Source organism: Sulfitobacter sediminilitoris, from assembly GCF_010667575.1.
Classification (GTDB): Bacteria; Pseudomonadota; Alphaproteobacteria; order Rhodobacterales; family Rhodobacteraceae; genus Sulfitobacter; species Sulfitobacter sediminilitoris.
Genome location: NZ_JAABNT010000002.1, coordinates 256609 through 272562, shown reverse-complemented (window position 1 = coordinate 272562; position 15954 = coordinate 256609). Strand labels below are relative to the sequence as shown.

At 56.6% G+C, this 15954-nt stretch carries 13 protein-coding genes; 5 read left to right on the top strand and 8 right to left on the bottom strand.

Features of this window, described 5'->3' with window-relative positions; translation table 11 throughout:
• Window positions 1–15: 15 nt before the first annotated feature.
• The 4 genes from galU to cysQ all read right to left on the bottom strand — a co-directional run bounded on the left by galU (window position 16) and on the right by cysQ (window position 3814).
• Entirely contained in the window at window positions 16–900 is an 885-nt protein-coding gene (gene galU / locus GV827_RS04205; RefSeq protein WP_164352451.1) for a UTP--glucose-1-phosphate uridylyltransferase GalU, read from the bottom strand.
• A gap of 81 nt (window positions 901–981) precedes the next feature.
• Entirely contained in the window at window positions 982–2220 is a 1239-nt protein-coding gene (locus GV827_RS04200; protein WP_164352450.1) for a glycosyltransferase family 2 protein, read from the bottom strand.
• Complete coding sequence (locus GV827_RS04195; RefSeq protein ID WP_164352449.1) at window positions 2217–3017, bottom strand: 3-deoxy-manno-octulosonate cytidylyltransferase; 801 nt, start codon at window positions 3015–3017, stop codon at window positions 2217–2219. The genes GV827_RS04200 and GV827_RS04195 overlap by 4 nt, the downstream gene beginning before the upstream one ends.
• A complete protein-coding gene (gene cysQ / locus GV827_RS04190) occupies window positions 3017–3814 on the bottom strand; it encodes a 3'(2'),5'-bisphosphate nucleotidase CysQ (RefSeq protein ID WP_164352448.1) in 798 nt (265 codons plus the stop codon). Before cysQ ends, GV827_RS04195 begins: the two co-directional genes overlap by 1 nt.
• A gap of 116 nt (window positions 3815–3930) precedes the next feature.
• On the opposite strand from cysQ, the gene GV827_RS04185 reads away from it, so the two are divergent.
• On the top strand, window positions 3931–4755 hold the full coding sequence (locus GV827_RS04185; protein WP_164352447.1) for an ABC transporter permease: 825 nt from the start codon (window positions 3931–3933) through the stop codon (window positions 4753–4755).
• Window positions 4756–4893: 138 nt separating this feature from the next.
• Entirely contained in the window at window positions 4894–5544 is a 651-nt protein-coding gene (locus GV827_RS04180) for a hypothetical protein (protein ID WP_164352446.1), read from the top strand.
• A gap of 37 nt (window positions 5545–5581) precedes the next feature.
• On the opposite strand, the gene GV827_RS04175 is transcribed toward GV827_RS04180, so the two are convergent.
• On the bottom strand, window positions 5582–6184 hold the full coding sequence (locus tag GV827_RS04175) for an alpha-ketoglutarate-dependent dioxygenase AlkB family protein (protein ID WP_164352445.1): 603 nt from the start codon (window positions 6182–6184) through the stop codon (window positions 5582–5584).
• A gap of 211 nt (window positions 6185–6395) precedes the next feature.
• Here GV827_RS04175 and dnaK point away from each other — a divergent pair, with 211 nt between their 5' ends.
• The 3 genes from dnaK (at window position 6396) to radC (ending at window position 10424) form a co-directional block, all read left to right on the top strand.
• Entirely contained in the window at window positions 6396–8315 is a 1920-nt protein-coding gene (gene dnaK, locus GV827_RS04170) for a molecular chaperone DnaK (protein ID WP_164352444.1), read from the top strand.
• Between the two features lie 80 nt (window positions 8316–8395).
• Window positions 8396–9547, top strand: a complete 1152-nt coding sequence (dnaJ, locus tag GV827_RS04165; RefSeq protein ID WP_164352443.1) for a molecular chaperone DnaJ — start codon at window positions 8396–8398, stop codon at window positions 9545–9547.
• Between the two features lie 127 nt (window positions 9548–9674).
• Window positions 9675–10424, top strand: a complete 750-nt coding sequence (radC, locus tag GV827_RS04160; protein ID WP_164352442.1) for a RadC family protein — start codon at window positions 9675–9677, stop codon at window positions 10422–10424.
• Between the two features lie 8 nt (window positions 10425–10432).
• On the opposite strand, the gene GV827_RS04155 is transcribed toward radC, so the two are convergent.
• The 3 genes from GV827_RS04155 to secA all read right to left on the bottom strand — a co-directional run bounded on the left by GV827_RS04155 (window position 10433) and on the right by secA (window position 15823).
• Window positions 10433–11992: a substrate-binding domain-containing protein gene (locus GV827_RS04155; protein ID WP_164352441.1), complete on the bottom strand. Its 1560-nt coding sequence runs from the start codon at window positions 11990–11992 to the stop codon at window positions 10433–10435.
• 18 nt (window positions 11993–12010) lie between these two features.
• Window positions 12011–13009 carry a hypothetical protein gene (locus tag GV827_RS04150; RefSeq protein ID WP_164352440.1) on the bottom strand — a complete coding sequence of 333 codons (999 nt, stop codon included), beginning with the start codon at window positions 13007–13009 and terminating at the stop codon, window positions 12011–12013.
• 111 nt (window positions 13010–13120) lie between these two features.
• Window positions 13121–15823 carry a preprotein translocase subunit SecA gene (gene secA / locus GV827_RS04145; RefSeq protein ID WP_164352439.1) on the bottom strand — a complete coding sequence of 901 codons (2703 nt, stop codon included), beginning with the start codon at window positions 15821–15823 and terminating at the stop codon, window positions 13121–13123.
• Window positions 15824–15954 lie beyond the last annotated feature (131 nt).

Here is a 15954-nt window from a genome sequence, read left to right as displayed (position 1 = left end):
CTCCCGAAGGCGTCTTCAGGCGTCTTCCAGGACGATGCTGCGCAGATAGGCGAGCAGGTCATCCCTGAGTTCTGCCCGGGCCAGACCAAAGGACACCGTTGCCTGTAGAAAGCCTGATTTAGAGCCGCAATCAAAGCGCTGACCTCGGAACCGGAACCCATAGACGTTATCGCTCCGCTCAATGTCCTGAGCGATGGCATCAGTCAGCTGGATCTCTCCCCCGCTCCCGGATCTCATCTGGTTGAGGTTCTTCAGAACACTGGGCGAAAGGATGTAGCGCCCGATCACAGCAAGATTGGAAGGCGCGTCTCCGGGCTCTGGTTTTTCGACCATGCCTTTGATCTTGACCAGCTGCCCGTCCTCTTCCGAGATATCCAGCATACCGTAGGACGACGCACGCTCCGGGTCTACTTCCATCGCGGCAACCATGTTGCCACCGGTTTCAGCATAAGCTTCGACCATCTGTTGGAGGCATGGTTTTTCAGCAGCAATCACGTCATCGGGCAAGATCACGGCAAACGGCTCATTGCCGATCAGTCGCCGCGCGCACCAAACGGCGTGCCCAAGGCCCAACGCCTTGTGCTGACGGGTATAGGCGATTGCACCGCTGTCCATGTTGGTACTCTTGAGGATATCCAACAGCTCTGTCTTACCCTTCTTGCGCAACTCCTGCTCAAGTTGGGGCGCAAGATCAAAGTAATCCTCAAGCGCACCTTTGCCCCGCGAGGTGACAAAAATGAATTCCTTAATGCCAGCGGCCCGCGCCTCATCAATTGCGTATTGGATCAGCGGACGGTCCACGAGGGTCATGATTTCCTTGGGCACCGATTTGGTTGCCGGCAAAAACCGTGTCCCCATCCCAGCAACCGGGAAAATCGCCTTTGTTACCTTCTTACGCATAGTCGTCCTCAATATTTCCAGTAGCTTGCGCCATCTTGTTGTTGCCTGCGGGGGCATTTGCCGGGGTCTACGACGGCAATTCTACAAGTCTTCGCGTAAACCACGTTGTCTGGCAACGCGCCTGATTTCCTTTTCAATCCGTCGTGACCTTGTTGTCATACGAAAAAGCGGCTGATTTCGGTCCGATTTGCCAAAAAGCCCGCCATACTGCATCCAAAATCCATCTTCGTGAAACATCACTTTGTGATACAATGCATTGGGCGACAGGGAAATCACGGTGACAATCTCACCGTTTTTCACCCGCTCCCTGGCCGCAGCCATATTTCTCGCATTCCGCGCCGGCCGCGATTTCACTACAACAGAAGACCGTGACAGAGCAGGAAAGGGCTTGAAAGGCTCAGAAGGATGGCTGGCGAATTTCACAGGGGCAATGGGCCGTTTACCTCCCTCCACATAGCCTAAATCCAGTCTTTTCATCAGGCGTCTGACATCCCCTGGTTCCAGCCCGCCTGACACCATATGGCGCAAAAGCCGCTGGCGTTCTTCGGTCCGCACCTTTCGCCAATGCAAGGGCCGCTCCGTATCGACAATATGTTTGCGCTGAAAGACGGCCCAGCTGGCACCGATGTCGAAAAGATCCCGAGGCACCCGGTTCTTGTTGCGCAAGGCATTCGCAGCAAAGCCATGATGCACTTCGGCCAAGGGAACCAACGCGGTGGCGTGACCAGCCTGCGCCAAGCGCATGTTCAGGTCGGTTTCGTCCAGATAATAATGATACGCCGGATCAAACCCGCCAAGCTGGATCAGGACGTTGCGACGAAAGGCCATATTAGTGCCTTCCGTCTTGACCGCGCGGCCCTTGGGTGGATGCAAAACGGTGGCCTGACTTGCATGAACCTCAAGCGGATGGGAGGCGCCAAAGCGATCCAGACTTCGTGCCTTCCATTGGAACGAAATACCGTTTCGACCGCGCACGAAACCACCCATGGCGGCGACATCGCCTTGTGCTGCGGGCGCTATCAGGTATCGCAGCCATTGCGGTTCTGGCACCGCATCGTCGTCGATAAACGCCACGATTTCACCGGCAGCATGGGTGATCCCCAGATTGCGCGCGGCAGAGATGTTCGCTTTGTCAAATGGAACTAATTTCAGATCATCCGCAAAGGCAAGGTCGCTCGCCGATTGCAGACCCCCCGGATCAGCAACAACGATCACCTCGAAAGGGCTGTACTGAACCTGTGACAATCCTATCAGACAGCGCCGGAGTGCGCCAGGGCGATCCCGGCTGACCACGACGATGCTGACGGGCATTTCAGTCATTCAACGCCCATTTTGGCCATCATAGACTCTATTTTCGGCACATCTTCTGGATTGTTCAACTCCCAGAATTCGCGGCCCTTGGCCTCAACTTCGACGCAAAGAACAGAACGGCCGTTTTCCATGAAGCGAAGCTGCTCTAACCCCTCAAGCGTCTCAAGGGGGCCGGTCGGCCAAGACGGGTAGGCCGCCAAGGCCTCAGGGCGATAGGCGTAGACCCCGACATGGTGGAAAACCGGTGTCATATCAGTCTCTGAATAGGGCTTTGAGGTAAACGGGATCACCTCCTTGGAGAAATACAGCGCTGTGTGATCTGCGGCAAACACGGCTGTCGTACCACCCACTCTGTCCGCTTTCCGGTCCGCCAGCAGGCTGTTCAGCGCAGCCCCGTCGCAACGCAGGACAGGCGTTGCGATCTGAGCTTCGGGCGCCGATATCAGACCCTGTACAAGGCTTTCGACAAACCAATGAGGGGTCAGGGGCGCGTCACCTTGCAGATTCACCACAACATCAAAACCGCCGCCCAGCGCCTCATGTGCCTCGGCACAGCGCTCGGTGCCGTTGGCGCAGCTGGCCGAGGTCATCACAACCTCGGCGCCGAACCCTTCTGCCGCCTGCCTGATCCGGTCATCGTCTGTCGCGACAACCACACGGTCCACACCGTTCACTTCACAAGCGGCCATCCACGACCGCTCAATCAAGCTACGGGAGACACCGCTTGCGCCCTTCAGTTCGGCCAATGGCTTGCCTGGATACCGGGTCGAAGCATAGCGGGCGGGAATGACAATCAGGACAGACATCAGGCAGGCTTCAACTCAACACTGGGCGCAAAGGCGATGAAGAACGGGTTGGCAAAATCTGGCTTTCCGTATGCCAGCGGCGTGTGATCATCAAAGCGCACCACATCGCCGCCTGCACCACGCAGAACAGCGTGACCCGCTGCTGTGTCCCACTCCATGGTGCGGCCCAATCGGGGATAGATATCCGCCTCACCGGTCGCCACCAGACAAAACTTGAGCGATGATCCCGCGCTGGTCATGTCCCGAACAGCATATTGCGCGATGTAGTCATCCGTCGCCTGATCCCGATGCGACTTTGACGCGACGACCATAAGACCCGAATTGTCGGCTTTAGAGACTGATATGGGTCGAACTGTGCCAACCGCGTCTTTGGTCAGGTCACCTGTTTCTTCGACAGACTGACCATCAGCCTGAGTGAAGAACATCCGCGATTTCGCAGGTGCATAGACCACGCCACGTGTCGGAACACCGCCTTCGACCAGCGCGATGTTCACCGTAAAGTCACCCCGGCGGTGAATGAATTCCTTGGTCCCGTCCAACGGATCAACAATAAGAAACGTATCGCCACTGGCATCATGTGTTGCGGATTGCTCTTCAGTGACCAGCATCACGTCGGGAAATGCCGCGCGCAAACCGGATGAAATGATCGCATCAGCCGCTTCATCCGCTGCGGTCACGGGGCTGTCATCCGACTTTGTTTTCACATCGAAATCGTCCTGACCGTAGATCTCCATGATCTTGTCGCCCGCTTCCAATGATAGCCTGCGCATCACACTCACCAGTTTTTCATAATCCACGCGGCAACTTCCTTTGGCTTTCATTTGATCAAGCGGTTCAGCCTCCTTATGCTGCCCAGATAACGGAACAGCAAGAATTCCGTGCAACGGTCAGGTTCATTCAAGGTCAGCAGTCAATGTTTCAATCCTCAAGAAAACCAAAAGGCGGCCTGTCATCGGCGTTTTCTATCGCTGAATTAGTGTATCATTCAGTCGTGCGCAGCGTGCGCAAGCAGCACAACAACGCCTTTGTCGCAATTGCCATGAACATCATGCAAACAGTGCTGTTTCTTGCTGCATTCTATTTGATGTTTTCCATTCTGGGGATGCGGGGCGCGGCCGTTCGGGGTGATTTCCTGATCTATCTCATGACCGGGATTTTCCTGTACCTCACCCACATCAAGGCGATGGGCGCCGTGATGGGATCCGAAGGGCCTGCCAGCCCGATGATGCAGCACGCGCCGATGAATACGATCATTGCCATTCTGTCCTCGGCTGTAGGGGCGCTTTATATTCAGGTACTTTCGCTGGTCATCGTTCTGTTTGCCTATCACGTTGCTTGGACGCCGATTGAGATCGAACAGCCTGTCGAAGCTTTTGGCATGTTGGTTCTGTCGTGGTTCACAGGCTGCGCACTTGGCCTTGTTATGCTGGCGATGAAGCCTTGGTTTCCCTCTATCGTGGCGCTGATCGCGATGGTGTATCAGCGGGCTAACATGCTGGCCTCTGGCAAGATGTTCGTGGCCAACACCCTGCCCAGCTACATGCTTGCCATGTTTGACTGGAACCCCTTGTTTCACATCATTGATCAGGCGCGCGGATTTGCCTTCATCAACTACAATCCGCGCTATTCAAACTGGGAATATGCATTCTGGGTCTCTGTCGTGTGCATCATGATTGGCCTGATGGGTGAATTCTATACCCGCAAACATGCATCGCTCAGCTGGGAGGCGCGTCGGTGATTACATCGCTGATTTTGGGGACGACCGCTTGGCGGTAACGTCTGCCGTGTCCGCAACACCAGTGTCTGTTTTCCTTGCTTTCAAGCAGTTCTGGCCTTTAGGCTAGCGTTTTAACATCGTTCGATTGGGTTGTTACCAATGGTCGACGTTCTGAATGACGTTTCAACGGACATTGATGCACGTTGCAAGAAATTCATCAGCGGCCTCGAACGCCGGTGCGCAAAGCTTCATGTTGAAACCAAGCAACTTATCGAGAAGCAACAGGCAAGCGGTGGACTGCGGGCCAAGGCAAATGCGTTTCCGTCAGGTTTGAAGGTCAGGATTTCCCCCAATCAGAAGGCCAACTTTCGCACCCCCAAGCAGCAAGCCGATAGCCTGACCAAAAGATCAAAAACCTGTTGGAGCGCGCACATGTCGGACAAAGCGCGCCACATCAACATAAAATCCGATGATGTGAAAGGATGGCAGGCCGGGCTGTCGGGTTTTACCGCAGACAAATGGCATAAGGAACTCTTCAAAGGCGTTTTTGTTATGGCCATGAAAGATGCCGGCTTGGTGAATTGGCTGGATAAACCAGCTTGGGGTGAAGGAGACGAGTTTCACCTTCAACTGGAAGGTGCTTACAAGAGAACAGCGATCGCCAAGAAGCGAGAGTTAGCCTGCGTAGAGGAATACCTGCGTTTGACGCGGAAAAAGGGCAAAAAGAAAAACGTCGATTTCGAGAAAAAGCCCAGACACCAGAAGCTGCTCAAGAAAGCTTCGAAGAATACTGGCATTAAGCTGGATTGAACACAGTGACCCTGGGATCGAAACAAGGTTCAAGGTTCTAGTCCACCACCCGAAGCGTCAGATTAATCCGTCCGCCCTTCGGCAACAAAGATGATGACCCTCCCCTGATCCGGTCAACACCGTGGTACGTCAGACGTGCGTCACCACCCATCACCACCACATCCCCGGATTGCAGCCAAATCGATTCCGTCTTGCCTCCGCGGGTTCTGTTCCCGATCCGGAAAAGCGCATCGTCACCCAAAGAGATCGAGACCACCGGACATTTAAAATCTGCTTCGTCCTTGTCTTGATGCATCCCCATTTTTGCGTCCGGAGCATAATAGTTGATAAGACAGCATTCAGGCTGGCGCGACAGGCTGGTCACGCTCTCCCAGATTGCCAACACTTTGGCAGGGATGTCCGGCCACGGATGCCCGCTGGGATGTGCAGGTATATAGCGGTAGCCAGATTTGTCAGAAAACCAGCCATAGCTTCCGGCGGCTGTCATCCGCACGGACATCGGTTTGCCGTAAGGCGTGTCTGGCTGAAAAAGAGGGGCTACCAGAACCACGTCGCGCACCACCGCCACCAGTTCGTCCTGAGCCTCGGACGACAGAAATCCCTTGTGAATTTCAAAGCCGCGCACGTTCAGTAGCGTCATATTTCCCCCGTTTCGCCGCGATTAGGAAAAAATCCATGCAGATTCCCTGATTCAACCCCGCAGCGGTGGTTGCGGGCTTCAACCCTGCTCCTTATATACCCTCCGAACTGCTGGAAGCATCCCGCTTTCAGCGTCCACAGATCGGGGCAAGGGTGCCGTAACGGGCCTGCGCCTCGTGTCATCGCCTTGAGTAACATGAGGGATCAAAAACATGTCAAAAGTCATCGGTATTGACCTTGGTACTACAAACAGCTGCGTCGCCATCATGGACGGCAGCCAGCCCCGCGTCATTGAGAACGCAGAGGGCGCGCGCACAACCCCATCCATCGTCGCCTTTACGGACGACGAGCGTCTGGTGGGTCAGCCTGCAAAGCGTCAGGCAGTTACAAACCCGGACAACACAATCTTTGGCGTCAAGCGCCTGATCGGTCGTCGTAATGACGACGCGGATCTTGCGAAAGACAAAAAGAACCTTCCCTTTTCCGTCATCGACGGCGGCAACGGCGATGCATGGGTCGAGGCAAAGGGCGAAAAATACTCCCCATCCCAGATTTCCGCTTTCATCCTCGGCAAGATGAAAGAAACCGCTGAATCCTACCTCGGCGAAGAAGTCACACAAGCGGTCATCACCGTTCCTGCCTATTTCAACGACGCGCAGCGTCAGGCGACCAAAGACGCAGGCAAGATTGCCGGTCTTGAGGTGCTTCGCATCATCAACGAACCAACCGCCGCTGCACTTGCCTATGGTCTCGACAAAGAGAACACGCAAACCATCGCGGTCTATGACCTTGGCGGTGGCACATTCGACGTGACCATCCTTGAGATCGACGATGGCCTGTTTGAGGTGAAATCCACCAACGGTGACACATTCCTAGGTGGTGAAGACTTTGACATGCGCATCGTCAACTACCTCGCGGATGAGTTCAAGAAAGAGCACGGCGTCGATCTGACAAAGGACAAGATGGCGCTGCAGCGTCTGAAAGAAGCGGCCGAAAAAGCCAAGATCGAACTCAGCTCTTCCAGCCAGACCGAGATCAACCAGCCGTTCATCTCGATGGGCAAAGACGGCTCGCCGCTGCACATGGTCATGAAGCTGACCCGCGCCAAGCTGGAAAGCCTTGTGGGTGATCTGATCAAAGCGTCCATGAAGCCTTGCAAGGACGCGCTGAAAGACGCGGGTCTGTCCGCATCCGACATCGACGAAGTCGTTCTGGTCGGTGGTATGACCCGCATGCCAAAGGTCATCGAAGAGGTGACAAAGTTCTTCGGCAAAGAACCCCACAAGGGTGTGAATCCTGACGAGGTTGTGGCCCTTGGTGCCGCCATTCAGGCCGGTGTTCTGCAGGGTGACGTCAAAGACGTGGTTCTGCTGGACGTGACCCCACTGTCACTGGGTATCGAAACGCTGGGTGGTGTGTTCACCCGTCTGATCGACCGCAACACCACGATCCCGACGAAGAAATCTCAGGTCTTCTCGACCGCCGAGGATAACCAGAACGCCGTGACGATCCGGGTTTTCCAGGGTGAGCGTGAGATGGCAGCCGACAACAAGATCCTCGGTGCTTTCAACCTCGAGAACATCCCGCCTGCGCCACGCGGCATGCCACAGATCGAAGTGACCTTCGACATCGACGCCAACGGCATCGTGTCGGTGGGGGCCTTGGACAAGGGCACCGGCAAAGAACAGAAGATCACGATCCAGGCTTCTGGCGGTCTGTCCGACGAGGACATCGAAAAGATGGTCAAGGACGCCGAAGAGAACGCGGAAGCCGACAAGGAACGCCGCGAGCTGGTCGATGCCAAGAACCAGGCGGAAAGCCTCATCCACTCGACCGAAAAGTCGCTGGAAGAGCATTCCGACAAGGTCGACCCAACCACCGTCGAAGCCATCGAGCTGGCGATTGCCGCGCTCAAGGATGAGCTTGAGACCGAGGAAGCTGGCAAGATCAAAGCGGGTATCCAGAACGTCACTGAGGCGGCCATGAAGCTGGGCGAAGCGATCTACAAGTCCGCGCAGGAAGAAAGCGACGACGACGTTGCCGCAGCGGCGGACGAAGCGGGCGGACCTGCGGATGATGACATCGTCGATGCCGAGTTCGAAGACCTCGACGACGACAAGCGCGCGTCATAAGTTGCGCTAGCTGAACCACTGAGTGGGCCGGTCCGAACTGACGGGCCGGCCCTTCACGTTCCAGCAAAAGGATATATTCCATGGCAAAACGTGATTATTACGAGGTGCTTGGCGTCGCCAAAGGAGCGTCCGCGGATGAGATCAAGAAAGGCTTTCGTACAAAGGCGAAAGAGCTGCATCCCGACCGCAACAAGGACAATCCAAACGCCGAAGCGCAGTTCAAGGAAGCCAACGAAGCCTACGAAGTTCTGAAAGACGCGGACAAGAAAGCAGCTTATGACCGATATGGCCACGCTGCATTCGAAGGCGGCATGGGTGGCGGTGGTCGTCCCGGTGGTGGCTTTGGCGGCGGTCAGGGCGACTTTGGCTCGGCATTTTCGGACGTCTTTGACGACCTCTTTGGTGATTTCATGGGCCAGCGCGGGGGTGGCGGCGGGCGCCGTGCCGCACGCGGGGCCGACCTGCGGTATAACCTGCGTGTGACACTGGAAGACGCGTTCTCAGGTCTTCAGAAATCCATCAACGTGCCAACCTCTGTCCAGTGCGAAAGTTGTTCAGGCTCTGGCGCGGAAGGCGGTGCCGAACCCACCACCTGCCCGACATGTTCCGGTATGGGCAAAGTACGCGCGCAACAGGGCTTCTTTACCGTCGAACGCACCTGCCCGACCTGTTCGGGCATGGGTCAGATCGTCAAGAACCCCTGCAAAACCTGCCGCGGTGCTGGCCGGACCGAGAAAGAGCGCAGCCTGAGCGTCAATATCCCTGCAGGGGTAGAGACCGGCACGCGTATCCGACTTGCAGGTGAAGGCGAGGCGGGCATGCGCGGCGGGCCGTCCGGCGATCTTTATATCTTCATCGACGTGGCCGAACACGAGCTCTTTGATCGTGACGGGCCGAACCTGTTCTGCCGTGTGCCCGTATCGATGAGCACGGCCGCGCTAGGCGGTAATATCGAAGTGCCGACAATAGACGGCGGACGCGGACGCGTGCAGATTCCCGCAGGCAGCCAATCGGGCCGTCAAATGCGTCTGCGCGGCAAGGGCATGCCCCCGCTGCGCGGTGGTGGCGTGGGCGACATGATCATTGAGCTGGCGGTTGAAACGCCCGTGAATCTGACATCACGGCAAAAAGAATTGCTGAAGGAATTCGAGGATCTGTCGTCCGAGAACAACCCTGAAAGCAAGAATTTCTTTTCCAGCGTCAAGTCCTTTTGGGACTCGATGAAGAGCTAAGGCAAGGGTGGGCAATACGCCCACCTGACGCTTTTTGCAGGACTGGTGACAGCACCAATGGGCGTACTGTCAAAACTGCCGTTCCAAATTAACGAATTTCTAACCATAACGCGGTCAGCTTGGCTGCATGACTGCCTTCAAAGAACAAATCCTTCCCTTTCTGCTGGACGAGGCCACCGTCGCTGAAACAGCCACGGGAAAGCAGCCTTCGTATATCAAGGATCACCGGCAACGCCTGCGGGCCCGTTTCATGGCGGGCGGGGCTGACGCCATGCCAGACTATGAACTCCTTGAACTGGTCCTTTTCCGTGCCATTCCACGCCGGGACGTGAAACCCCTGGCACGGGATCTGATGGACCGTTTTGGTGATTTCAATCGCGTCATCTCTGCCCCCGAAGCACGTCTGCGCGACATCAGCGGTGTCGGCGATGCCGTGGTGGTCGAGCTCAAAGTTATTGAGGCCGCAGCCCAACGCCTTGCCCGCGCCAAAGTCCTGCAACGCCATATCGTTTCAAGCTGGGACGCACTGATCGACTATTGTCACACGGCCATGGCACATCGCGAGACTGAACAGTTTCGCGTTCTTTATCTGGACCGCAAGAATGTCCTGATCGCGGACGAGGAACAGGGCAAGGGAACGGTTGATCATGTCCCGGTGTATCCGCGCGAGGTCGCCAAACGCGCGCTGGAACTGAACGCTTCGGCGCTTATCCTTGTTCATAATCATCCGTCTGGTGACCCAACCCCTTCCACCTCCGATATCGAGATGACGGAGCAGATCGCCAAAGCCTGCGATGCGCTGGGTCTGACGCTGCATGACCACCTGATCATCGGTAAATCGGCAGAACTGAGCTTTCGCTCAGAAGGCTATCTGTGAGAGGTGTATTATCGGACCCAGACCTCAACCCGTCGATTGGCCTGCCGTCCCCAACTGGTATCGTCGCATGCCATTGGCATCGCTTCTCCAAAGGCATCGACGCCCAGATCAACACGCTCAAGATTTGCTGTAACGGCTGCCGCCTCAACCGCGCGCTGCACTGCCTCTGCCCGCCGCAACGCAATATCCCGGTTCGGCTTGGCCGCCCCTTGCCCGTCGCTGAAGCCGACGAACAGCAACTGCCGGGCATCGTATTGCCCTTGCTCCAGCGACCGGGCCAGTTGCTGAACGTTGGAGCGGGACTGCGCATCCAGTCGAATTGACCCGGCCTCGAACCGGAACGACGTAGTCAGACGGGCCATTGGAGAAAGTGTGGCGTTCATACGCTGCAACTCTTCCAGCGATATCTCGGGCCCTGCCACGGTGATGGCGTTCGCAAATCGATTGCCCTGCTGTTCAATCGGGATTTCTTCGGGGGCCTGATCCACGAAACCCGCCCGCCGGATCACGTTCTGTGCGCCCGGGCCTCGCGTAAACGCCAGAAATTCCCGCGCAACACGGGGCAAGCGCCGCGCTGGAAAGTAAAGGAACATCGGGGCGGTCAGCGGATAGTCCTCAGTTTTGATTGTGCGCCGCGCGGCATCCAAAGAGAAACCGCAGGTGCCGCCAAGGGTAAGAACCTTTGTATTCCGCCGCTCTGCAAAACTGGTGATGCCCAACGCAAGCGTGTCCTTGGCGACCGCATCCGCGATATCTTCTGGCACGGCATGGCGGACCGCATCCTGAACCAATGACATCTTGGCCGGGGTCATCACCTGATCTTCGATCGCCTGCACCAGACCGCTTGACGCGACAGGCAAATGCAGCTCAATCGGCGCATCAGGGCCACCAAGGTCTTTCCAGTTTTTGATCCGCCCTGCAAAGACCTCGGCCAGTTTCAGCGGAGAGATGCTCTTGACCGGGTTCCCCGCCGCGACAACAGGGACCACAGCATCCAGTGCCAGAACGCGGCTGCGGTTGGGTCCCGTCAAATCACCGATGCCTGCATCGCGGGCATTGATGCGCTCTTGCGGGCGAATTTCGCGCAAGGCCATCACGATATCTGCCTCATCCGCCAGAAGATCGGCAAAGCCTTCATCCGTATTGCTGGCACGGAACCCGAAACGTGCGGCCAACTTGCCTGTGTCGTTGCGGGTCAACAAAAGCACAAACCGGGTCGGATCAACGTCTTGCCGCACCACGCTGTATCCATTGCGCTGCGCATACGCGTTGACCAGCGCCGGCATCAGCACGGCCCCCATCGTGGCCGAACCAGACATCTCAACTTCGGCGACGAAATCCTGCAGGTTGGGACATCCGGGGCCGACACAGGATACACCAGACCCATCGACAGTCAGTTCGCCAAAATCAGTCTGAACACGGTAGAATTCGCCGTTAAAGCCCAGCAGCGTGCCGCTCAGCTCAACCTTGCCATCGCGCGAGGACAGCGTGACGTCCTGTGCAATGGCACAAACGGCAGAAAACAGAAAAAGTGCGGCGAGAACCGCCGCACGTTTCAAGCTGATCATGTGACCTCGACGCTTGGGTTACTTACCCGCGACTTTCAGGTCTTGCAGCAGATTATTCAACACCAGAAAGCTGCCCTTGGCATCACAATCAGGCACAGCGAGGGTCAGATTCTGCGTCTTGATCTTGCCATCGGGCTGCATTTCCAGCGATTGCGCTTCAATCTCCAGACCACAATTGGCTTCAGTCACTTCCGTCTCGACTGACAGCGCGATGTTCCCGCCCCGACCGTTCGTCGCCTTTGGAAAGCTGTAGACCTCTGCTAGCAGGGGTTCGGGCGCGCGGGTGTCACCATGGCGCGTCAGGACACCTTGTTCGCCGGACACAGCTGCCGCGATATCGCCAGGTTTTTCTTCCCAGATGTGCCCCTCAGAGCCATACTCAGCCCCGAATTCCCGCGCATGGATCTGGAAACCGGTGTTCCCTTTCCACTGCAAGACAGCGCGATCATAGTCTTCCAGTTCTTCAACCGTGGTCTGGACCACCGCGCCATCACCATTCGGGAAAGCGATAATGAAAACCGATTCCTCTGCCAGTGCCGGGATCTTGAGGTTGATCGTACCCGAGGCCGAGGTGGTCTCAGTGAAGATCATGCCGTTATGATGAATTGTGATCCGCTCATTCGGCATACAGGCGGCATCCATTGAAAGTTCAACCATCGCTGCGGCAACCGGGCGGGCGCTGGCAGTGATCTCGCAGGCCGGGTTCGGCCCGGCACTGGGCATTTCGGGTTCCGCCAGAACGCTTGCGGGGGCAGCAACCGTCATGATTTCCGCATCAGTATCCGGCAGGGCAATGCCGTTATCGAATTCCGCAGAGGTCAACGTGATCTCTTGCACGTCAAGCAAGGCGTTCTTAGCGCCCGCACCTTCAAGGACAGGCATCTCCGAGGCGGGGATCTCATCGATATTCTTGCCGTAATGCATCTGAGCTGTTTCAGATTTCTGCATCACAAAACCGATGCCAACTGCGCAGACCAATGCACCAGCAGCCGTAATAATCTCTTTAGAGCGCAACATGTCTCTGTCCCTTCAAACGGAATCGTTCGGGCAAGATCTCGCGCAAAATCAGGGCCGGGGTATGACCCTGATTTGAGTATATTTTGTCAAAAAGGGGGCAGGCGGCTAAAGTTAGGCCAATCGCCCGTGGCAGTGCTTGAACTTCTTGCCTGACCCGCATGGACACATCTCATTGCGTCCGGGATTGCCCCAAGTGCTTGGATCATCCTCGACAAAGCCTTCTGCGGCTTCTTCAGTCGGGCCGCCGGCAATCTGTTCACTCTGCGAGGCAGCCGCCGCCATGGCCGCCTGTTGCGCCCGCAGTTCTTCGATCATCGCGGCACGCTCTTCTTCGGTCATCGGCTGGATCTGGGCCAGCTTCTGGGTCACTTCCTGACGCAGACTGTCCAACATGCTTTCAAAGAGCTGGAAGGATTCGTTCTTGTACTCATTCAACGGGTCACGCTGGGCATACCCGCGGAACCCGACAACAGACCGCAGATGCTCTAGCGTCATCAGGTGATCGCGCCACTTGGTATCAATAGCCTGCAGCAACATCTGCTTTTCTATGTTGCGCATGTTTTCGTCGCCAAAGATTTCGGCCTTGTCGGCCATCATCTTGTCAGTCGCCTCGATCAGACGTTCGCGGATGACCTCGTCATCCACGCCTTCTTCCTCGCACCACTCAACAATGGGCAAGTTCATGTTCAGATGCTCAATCACCGCGTCATGAAAACCCTTTACATCCCACTGGTCGGCATAAGTCTTTGGTGGCATGTAGGTATCGATCAGATCATCAATCACCTGATGGCGCATATCGGTGGTGATTTCGTTCAGATCGTCCGCTTCCATGATGTCACGGCGCTGGCCAAAGATGACCTTGCGCTGTTCATTCATCACGTCGTCGAACTTCAGCAGCTGCTTACGAATGTCAAAGTTGCGCCCTTCGACCTTCGCCTGCGCGCGCTCCAGCGATTTGTTGACCCAAGGGTGTACAATCGCCTCGCCTTCCTTAAGGCCAAGCGTCGTCAGCACCTTCTCCAGCCGCTCAGAACCGAAGATGCGCATCAGGTCGTCTTCCAAAGACAGGAAGAAAGATGTGCGCCCCGGGTCACCCTGACGGCCCGAACGGCCGCGCAACTGGTTGTCGATACGGCGGCTTTCATGGCGCTCAGAGGCAAGGACGTACAGGCCGCCCGCCTCAATCACCTTCCGCTTTTCATCCGCATGCTCCGCCTCGATCCGCGCACGGACCTCGTTGGGATCCGCGTCGGGATCGGCAGTGATGGCTTCCAGCACCTTCATCTCAACGTTGCCGCCCAGCTGAATGTCGGTGCCGCGCCCGGCCATGTTGGTGGCGATGGTCACCGCGCCCAGTTTGCCAGCATCGGCGATGATCTGCGCTTCCTGTTCGTGATGGCGGGCATTCAGGACGTTGTGTTCGATCCCCTCAGCCTTGAGCATCTGGCTCAGTAATTCGGATTTTTCAATCGATGTCGTACCAATCAGGCAGGGCTGGCCCTTGGCGTGGGCCTCTTTCGCCTTTTCGATCATCGCCTTATATTTTTCGCCGACAGAACGATAGACGGCGTCGTCCTCATCAACACGGGCGATGGGCAGGTTGGTGGGGATTTCCACCACGCCAAGGCCGTAAATCTCGCCAAATTCCTCAGCCTCGGTCAGCGCGGTACCGGTCATGCCGGCCAGCTTGTCATAAAGGCGGAAGTAGTTCTGGAAGGTGACGGAGGCCAATGTCACATTCTCAGGCATGATCGACAGCCCTTCCTTGGCCTCGATTGCCTGGTGCAGACCGTCGGACAAACGGCGACCCTGCATCATGCGCCCCGTGAATTCGTCGATCAGCATGATCTCACCGTCGCGAACGATGTAATCCTTATCCTTCATGAACAGCTTGTGCGCACGCAGACCCTGATTGACGTGGTGCACGATGGTCGTGCTTTCCGGATCATAGAGCGACTGCCCCTCTTCCATCAGGCCATGCTGATGCAGCAGTTCTTCAAGGAACTCGTTGCCTTCATCGGTAAAGGTCACATTGCGTGATTTTTCGTCCAGCTCGTAATGCTCCTCACGCAGTTCGGGTATCAGCTTGTCGATGGTGACATACATCTCGGAGCGGTCCTGCGCGGGGCCGGAGATAATGAGCGGCGTGCGCGCCTCGTCGATCAGGATGCTGTCGACCTCGTCCACGATGGCGTAGTTGTGATGTTTCTGCAGAATCTCATCCAGGTTCGACTTCATGTTGTCGCGCAGATAGTCAAAGCCCAGCTCGTTGTTCGTGGCGTAGGTGATGTCACAATCATAGGCCGCGCGCTTTTCCTCGGTGCTTTGCCCGGAAATCGCGGCACCCGTGGTCAACCCAAGCGCGGAAAACACCTTGCCCATCCAGTCGGCGTCACGCCGCACCAGATATTCGTTGACGGTGACCACGTGCACACTCTTGCCGGTCAACGCATTCAGGTAGGCCGCTAGCGCAGCCGTCAGGGTCTTGCCCTCGCCTGTTTTTTGTTCCGAGATATTACCCTGATGCAGGAAAACCGCCGCCATAAGCTGCGTATCAAATGCCCGCAGCCCCAGTGTCCGGCGTGCCGCCTCGCGGCAGTTGGCAAAGGCCTCGGGCAACAGATCATCAAGGCTCTCGCCAGACATGGCACGCTTGGCCAATTCCTCTGTCTTGTCCTTCAGGCCGTCGTCGCTCAGTTTTTCAAACTCAGGCTCAAGCGCATTGATCTGCTCAACCAGCGGCCGCACAGCCTTGATCTTGCGATCGTTTGGCGTGCCAAAGACCTTTTTGGCGATTGTTCCGATACCCAGCATGCGTTCTCCAGCCGACGTTGTGATTGTGTGCGCTCATCTGCTTGCCCAGCGCGGGTTCAGCCCATAGATAGATGGGTGAACATGGCCTTTGCGTGCGCCCTTTAGGGCGATGTAAGGGCCGCACCAAACGC

What these genes read in the sequence shown, in the direction of transcription:
- GV827_RS04200 (WP_164352450.1), bottom strand. Translation starts at nt 2,220, where the DNA reads ATGACTGAAATGCCCGTCAGCATCGTCGTGGTCAGCCGGGATCGCCCT.
- GV827_RS04175 (WP_164352445.1), bottom strand. Translation starts at nt 6,184, where the DNA reads ATGACGCTACTGAACGTGCGCGGCTTTGAAATTCACAAGGGATTTCTG.
- radC (WP_164352442.1), top strand. Translation starts at nt 9,675, where the DNA reads ATGACTGCCTTCAAAGAACAAATCCTTCCCTTTCTGCTGGACGAGGCC.
- dnaJ (WP_164352443.1), top strand. Translation starts at nt 8,396, where the DNA reads ATGGCAAAACGTGATTATTACGAGGTGCTTGGCGTCGCCAAAGGAGCG.
- galU (WP_164352451.1), bottom strand. Translation starts at nt 900, where the DNA reads ATGCGTAAGAAGGTAACAAAGGCGATTTTCCCGGTTGCTGGGATGGGG.
- dnaK (WP_164352444.1), top strand. Translation starts at nt 6,396, where the DNA reads ATGTCAAAAGTCATCGGTATTGACCTTGGTACTACAAACAGCTGCGTC.
- GV827_RS04180 (WP_164352446.1), top strand. Translation starts at nt 4,894, where the DNA reads ATGGTCGACGTTCTGAATGACGTTTCAACGGACATTGATGCACGTTGC.
- secA (WP_164352439.1), bottom strand. Translation starts at nt 15,823, where the DNA reads ATGCTGGGTATCGGAACAATCGCCAAAAAGGTCTTTGGCACGCCAAAC.
- GV827_RS04185 (WP_164352447.1), top strand. Translation starts at nt 3,931, where the DNA reads ATGTTTCAATCCTCAAGAAAACCAAAAGGCGGCCTGTCATCGGCGTTT.
- GV827_RS04155 (WP_164352441.1), bottom strand. Translation starts at nt 11,992, where the DNA reads ATGATCAGCTTGAAACGTGCGGCGGTTCTCGCCGCACTTTTTCTGTTT.
- GV827_RS04195 (WP_164352449.1), bottom strand. Translation starts at nt 3,017, where the DNA reads ATGTCTGTCCTGATTGTCATTCCCGCCCGCTATGCTTCGACCCGGTAT.
- GV827_RS04150 (WP_164352440.1), bottom strand. Translation starts at nt 13,009, where the DNA reads ATGTTGCGCTCTAAAGAGATTATTACGGCTGCTGGTGCATTGGTCTGC.